The organism is Actinoplanes sp. NPDC051411 (assembly GCF_040682075.1).
In the GTDB taxonomy this organism is placed as follows: domain Bacteria; phylum Actinomycetota; class Actinomycetes; order Mycobacteriales; family Micromonosporaceae; genus Actinoplanes.
Window position 1 is genome coordinate 23,326 of sequence record NZ_JBFBAD010000123.1, and the last position, 6,018, is coordinate 29,343.

Annotated in this window: 7 protein-coding genes; 1 reads left to right on the forward strand and 6 read right to left on the reverse strand. The window is 70.1% G+C overall.

Annotation, left to right across the window (positions count from 1 at the left end; all coding sequences use genetic code 11):
- Positions 1–7: 7 nt before the first annotated feature.
- Positions 8–433, reverse strand: a complete 426-nt coding sequence (locus AB0M88_RS42430; RefSeq protein WP_364111973.1) for a DUF805 domain-containing protein — start codon at positions 431–433, stop codon at positions 8–10.
- A gap of 129 nt (positions 434–562) precedes the next feature.
- On the opposite strand from AB0M88_RS42430, the gene AB0M88_RS42435 reads away from it, so the two are divergent.
- Positions 563–1,765 carry an SGNH/GDSL hydrolase family protein gene (locus AB0M88_RS42435; protein WP_364111975.1) on the forward strand — a complete coding sequence of 401 codons (1,203 nt, stop codon included), beginning with the start codon at positions 563–565 and terminating at the stop codon, positions 1,763–1,765.
- Positions 1,766–2,025: 260 nt separating this feature from the next.
- Here AB0M88_RS42435 and AB0M88_RS42440 read toward each other — a convergent pair whose 3' ends face one another.
- The 5 genes from AB0M88_RS42440 to AB0M88_RS42460 are packed head-to-tail and all read right to left on the reverse strand — an operon-like array spanning position 2,026 to position 5,954.
- The gene (locus AB0M88_RS42440) at positions 2,026–2,181 is read right to left on the reverse strand and encodes a hypothetical protein (RefSeq protein ID WP_364111977.1); all 156 of its coding nucleotides are present in this window, start codon (positions 2,179–2,181) and stop codon (positions 2,026–2,028) included.
- Between the two features lie 29 nt (positions 2,182–2,210).
- Complete coding sequence (locus AB0M88_RS42445; protein ID WP_364111987.1) at positions 2,211–3,254, reverse strand: NAD(P)-dependent alcohol dehydrogenase; 1,044 nt, start codon at positions 3,252–3,254, stop codon at positions 2,211–2,213.
- Positions 3,255–3,278: 24 nt separating this feature from the next.
- On the reverse strand, positions 3,279–3,404 hold the full coding sequence (locus tag AB0M88_RS42450) for a hypothetical protein (protein WP_364111979.1): 126 nt from the start codon (positions 3,402–3,404) through the stop codon (positions 3,279–3,281).
- 34 nt (positions 3,405–3,438) lie between these two features.
- Positions 3,439–4,323: an aldo/keto reductase gene (locus tag AB0M88_RS42455; protein ID WP_364111981.1), complete on the reverse strand. Its 885-nt coding sequence runs from the start codon at positions 4,321–4,323 to the stop codon at positions 3,439–3,441.
- 2 nt (positions 4,324–4,325) lie between these two features.
- Entirely contained in the window at positions 4,326–5,954 is a 1,629-nt protein-coding gene (locus AB0M88_RS42460) for a carboxylesterase family protein (protein ID WP_364111983.1), read from the reverse strand.
- Positions 5,955–6,018: the final 64 nt, after the last annotated feature.

Consider the following 6,018-nt stretch of genomic DNA (forward strand, 5'->3'; position numbering starts at 1 on the left):
CAGACTCTCAGTATTGGGGGTAGGGCGGCTCCTGAGGGGCCTGAGCGTAACCCTCGCCGGGGTTCTTGGGGCTCGGCCCGTACTGGTTGGCCGGGCGGCTGTCCTGCACGAAGAAGATCAGCAGAACGATCCAGCCGGCGACCGGAACGAGGCCGATCAGCTGCCACCAGCCGGAGCGGCCGATGTCGTGCAGGCGCCGCGCGCCCACGGCGAGAGACGGAACGAGCAGCGCCAACTGGAAGACACCCTGGATAGGCCCGGTGCCGCCGTACGACCCGGCGCGGAGACCGAAGATCGCGTCGAGGACGCCGCCGACGGCGCTCACGATCGCGCTGAAGAGAACGAAGAACCAGAACTCCGAACGGCGCGCGCGGCCGTTGAAGTCCGCATATTTGCGTTGCAGGCAGACCCTGATGGCATCCTGGAACGACATGGGCGACCCTTCCGAGGACCTTGCTGATTAGATGGATGCCGATCCTAGTACCACGACGGCCTGTTGAGGTCGCTCGCGCAGGGCGGTCCGGTTGCGTCGCTGGGCCGGTTCGACCCATCATCGAGACTCATGAATATCTTTGCCGCCGTCCTCGCGGCTACTCTCCTCGTGCCGGGAGCCCCGGCCGCCCGGGCCGACGCGGCCCCACCCTGGACCGGCTCCTGGTCCACCAGCCCCCAGCGCGAAACCGGCCCGGGCTTCTCCGACCAGACCCTGCGCCAGCTCGTCCACCCGACCCTCGGCGGCAGCACCATCCGCATCCGCCTGGCCAACACGTTCGGCGACGAGGACGTCGCCTTCGACGCGGTCAGCATCGCCCGCGCCACCTCCTCCGGCTCGCCCGAACTGGTCGCGGGCACCAGCCGCCGGGTCACCTTCCACGGCCGTACGCGCGTCACCGTCGCGACCGGCACCGAGATCTACAGCGACCCGATCGACCTGAGCGTCGCCTACGGGCAGGACCTCGCCGTCGACCTCCACGTCACCCGTGGCGGCGACGCGGCCGCGATCACCGGGCACGACGCCGCGCAGGGAACGCAGTTCGTCGCCTCCGGCCGCCACGTCGGCGACACCGGGACGGCCTTCACCAACACGGTCAACTCCTGGTTCTGGCTCGACGGCGTGGACGTCCGGTCCAGCGGCCGGACGCGCGGCAGCATCGTGGCCCTCGGTGACTCGATCACCGACGGCGCGTACACCACCTGGAACGGCAACGACCGCTGGACCGACGACCTGGCCGCGCGGCTGCAGGCCGCACCGGGCGGCAGCCACCTGGCCGTGCTCAACCAGGGCATCGGCGGCAACGAGGTGCTCGCCGACCGCACCGACTGCTGCGGCGCCGGCACCAGCATCGCCGGGCTGAAGCGGGAGCGGAACGACGTACGGCGGCAGACCGGGGCCCGCTACCTGATCCTGGCCGACGGCATCAACGACATCGGCTACCACGCCGACGCCGCCTCGCTGATCGACGGTCTGGCGACGATCGCCCGGCGCGCCCATCACGACGGCATCCGGGTGATCGGCGCGACCATCACGCCGTACGGCTGCGACTCCGGCTGCTTCGACCCGGAGCAGGAAGCCACCCGCCAGCAGGTCAACGCCTGGATCCGCAGCACGCCCGCCTTCGACGGCGTGGCCGACTTCGACGCCGCGATCCGCGACCCGGAGAACCCGAGCCAGGTCCTGCCCGCCTACCAGGCCGACCACCTGCATCCCAACATCACCGGCCAGCGCGCCATGGCCGACGCGATCGACCTGTCACTGTTCCGCTGACCCACACCGACGGGCGGCCGGGTTCACGCCGGGGACAGTGCCGGCTCGGATCACCGTCGGTGGACTTCTGCAAACCGATGGGCGTGGCCTCGGTGACGCCACGCCCATCGGTTACGCCCTGCTCACGGGGTCAGTTGACGCAAAGGTCCTTGCAGATCGGCGAAGTTGCGGGTGCTCATCGCCTGCACGCCGGCGTTGTGCTCGCCGTTGAAGGGGGTGACCGTGGCCGCACTCTCGGTCTGGGGTCTTGGCGCCCAGGCTCAGGCCGCCACCAGCAGCATCACCTTCGCGATGGTGCGATCGAGCGCGGCGGTCACCGCGAACTGCCTGCCGAACGCCGCCGCGAGGGTACGCGTCGTGACGCACGGCCAGACCGAGACGATGACCGTCAACGCCAGCGGCCTGCCGGCGAACACCGGCTTTGTCCGCGACGTCGGGACCGTGGTCAGCGCAGCGAGTCGATGTCGATGACGAACCGGTAGCGCACGTCGGACCGCAGCACCCGCTCGTACGCCTCGTTCACCGCGTCGGCGTCGATGACCTCGACCTCGGAGGCGATGCCGTGCTCGGCGCAGAAGTCGAGCATCTCCTGCGTCTCGGCGATGCCGCCGATGCTGGACCCGGCGAACGAGCGGCGGTTGTCGAACAGGCTGAACACCTGCACCGGCAGCGGCTCCGGCGGCGCGCCGACACTGACCAGGGTGCCGCCCAGGCGCAGCAGGCCGAGGTGGGCGGCCATGTCGATCGGGGCGCTGACCGTGTTGATGATCAGGTCGAAGGTGTTCTTCAGGGCCTCGAACGTCGCCGGGTCGCTGGTGGCGTGGTAGTCGCCGCCGCCGAACGCCAGGCCGTCGTCCTTCTTGCCCAGCGTCTGCGACAACACGGTCACCTCGGCGCCCATCGCGGCGGCGAACTTGACCGCCATGTGGCCGAGGCCGCCCATCCCGACGACGGCCACCTTCTTGCCCGGCCCGGCGTTCCAGTGGGCCAGCGGCGAGTAGGTGGTGATTCCTGCGCAGAGCAGAGGTGCGGCTTTCTCGTACGGAATGGACTCCGGCACCCGCAGCACGAAGTCCTGGTCGACCACGATGTGGGTCGAGTAGCCGCCCTGGGTGATCGTGCCGTCGCGGTCGACCGCGGTGTACGTCCCGGTGTTGCCCTCCAGGCAGTACTGCTCCTGCCCGGCCCGGCAGTTCTCGCACTCGCGGCACGAGTTGACCATGCAGCCGACACCGACCCGGTCGCCGACGGCGTGTTTGCTCACCTCGCCGCCGACCTCGGCGACCCGGCCCACGATCTCGTGGCCGACGACCTGCGGGTACGCGATCTCACCCCACTCCCCGCGCACGGTGTGGATGTCGGAGTGGCAGATACCGGCATAGCGGATCTCGATCAGAACATCGCGCGGCCCGAGGTCGCGCCGCTCGATCGTGGTACGCACGAGCGGGTCGGTGGCCGAGGTCGCCGCGATGGCGTTGACGGTAAGAATGGTGTCCTCCGGTTGACGTTGAATTCAGGGGCGCAGCAGGGTCTTGATGGCGCGACGCTCATCCATCGCCCGGTAGCCTTCGGCGGCCTGGTCGAGCGGCAGGTTGAGGTCGAAGACCTGGCCGGGGGCGTGCATCACTACTCCACGCATGACTGCTCTCCTTGCCGCTGCGCCGCTTCACCGATCAGTACAAATCATGCCCAGCATCGGCGGCCGATAACGGCGGGAAAGACGCCCTGTCGAGAGGTGTACTGACAGTGCACCCCAGCTCCGCCGGCGTCAGCGCCAGCTCGGCCGCTCGGGCCGAGTCGACGATCGTCGCCGGCCGGCTCGACCCGACCAGCGCGACGATGTGCTCGCCCTGGGCCAGCAGCCAAGCCAGCCACACCTGCTCGGTGGACACACCGTGCCGTTCGGCGGCGGAAGCCACATGCACGTCGACCGGCCGAGCTCCCGAGCCGCCCAACGGTTGATAGGCGAGGTACGCGATTCCCAGATCGGCGCAATGACGTGCCGTGGGCAGATCAGCCCGTTCGGCGAGCGACAACCGGTTCTGCACCGAGGCGATGGGCGCGAGCCCGCGGGCTTGGTCGATCTGAGCGATCGAGACGTTGGACAGGCCGATCTCGGCGATCTTGCCGGCCGAACGCAGGTCGAGCAGGGCGCCGATGCTGTCGACCAGGGGCACTCGCGGGTCGACGTGGTGCAGCTGGTACAGACCGATCCGGTCGACGCCGAGCGCACGCAGGCTGCGGTCGCAGTCGGCGCGCAGCGCGGCCGGGCTGGCGTCGACCGGGAAGTCGTCGCCGGCCCGGCGGTGGCCGCCCTTGGTCGCCACGAGCACGTCGGCCCGATCGGAGCGTTGGGCGAGCGCCTTCGCCACCACGGTCTCGGCGTAGGCGTCGATGCCGGCTCGGGTGTAGGCCGCGGCGGTGTCGATCAGGCGTACGCCGTGATCCAGCGCGGTGTGGATCGTCGCGATCGCCTGTTGCGCGGTCACGTCCTTGAACGCCAGCGGGGCCGTCCCGAGGCCGATGCGGCCGGCGGCGCCTATGCCGAGTGGTGTCATCGCTATCCCTGATGCCGCCAGAACAGCCGTTCCGGCCGGTCCGGGTCGTCGACGATCTTGCATTCGGCGTCGAGCCACATCGTGGCGCGCTTGGCGAGCGTGTAGGCGGGCCATTGCGGTACGTGCGGCGCGGTGGGATGGCCGTGGCGGGCGAAGCCGGCCCACAGGGCGCTCATGTGCCGTGCGGTCGCCAGCCGTCCCGGTGACTGGTCGGCGAACAGGAACGAGTCGAGGTTCTTGTCGGTGTTGGCGAATTTGAGGTTGATGTCCGACGAGTGCGGCGAGCCGATCGGGAAGTCGGTGCCGGGCACGACGGTCGGATTCTTGTAGGCGAGCTGGTACATGAACACCGGTGCGGCGTGCTGCGCCACTTTGGTCTCGGCGATCGCGATCGCGTCGCGCCAGATCGGCGAGGTGGTGATCGCGAAGTAGAGCTGGGACGGGGTCGCGTCGGGCCGGCTCCGGTGGAAGGTGGCGATGATCCGGTCGAGTTCGGCGCCCTGGTAGGTGCTGCTCAGGTGCTGGCGCAGCCCGGCTTCGTCGAGGTGGAAGATATCGGTCGGGCCGAAGAGGCTGAAGAACACCGTCTCGTCGCGGCAGGTGCCGATCATCAGCGGTTTGCGGGCCGAGAAGGGCGCGGCGCCGTCGGCGAAGGGTTGCTGGGTGATGATGTGGCCGTCGACGAAGGCGCCGAAGCCGGGAAGCGTGCCCGGGTCGCCCCAGGGCGCCTCGCCGTTGGCGGCTTCGGATTGCTGGATCTCGAGCAGCCGTGCGGCGGGAATGTCGTGCAGCGCCGGCATGTCGGCGGCGCTCAGGCCGAGCAAGTGCAGGGTGCGTTCGGCGCGGGCGGTCGCGCCGTCGCGGGTGGCCAGGCGCAGCGGGGCGGCGCTCTCGATCGACGCTTTGTGGAAGAGCCGGGCGGCGGCCGGCATGGTGTAGACGGCCGCGGTCTTGGCGCCGCCGCCGCTTTCGCCCCACACCATGATGTTGTCGGGGTCGCCGCCGAAGTGCTCGATGTTCTCGCTGGTCCAGTGCAGGGCGGCGAGGATGTCGAGCATGCCCTGGTTGGCGGCGTAGTCGCCGTGGTGGAGGTCGCCGAGGAACAGGTAGCCGAGCAGGCCGAGGCGGTGGTTGGACTCGACCACCACCACGTCGTAGAGCTGGGCCAGGTGGGTGCCGTCCTGCCCGGTGGCGGACCCGGACCCGATCATGTAGCCGCCGCCGTGGTTGTAGAACATCACGGGTCGCCGCCGGTCGTCGGCGGCGGGTGTCCAGATGTTGAGGTAGAGGCAGTCCTCCGACGGCGCCGGCATCCGGCCGTTGCCGGTCGGTCCCATTTCGGCGCCGGCCACCTGGAACGCCGGGTGAGGGAAGTCCACCGCGTCCCGCACGCCGCGCCAGCTCGCCGGCGGCTTCGGGGCCTGGAACCGGAGCCGGCCCAGCGGTGGGGTCGCGTAGGGCACGCCGAGGAATTTGATGATGCCGTCCTCGCGCCGGCCGCGCACCCGGCCGTAGCGGGTCGCCGCCTCGTCCTTGGCTCCGGAGCCGTGCGCCTGCGCGGGCTCCGGCACGCTCATCGCGGCGGCAGCGGCGGCGGACAGCGATGCACCGATCAGTGTCCTGCGGGTCATTCCGGATCTCTCCATCGGGTCGCCTCGATGACGTGGGCGGACGAGGTCGGCACGCCTTCGGCCC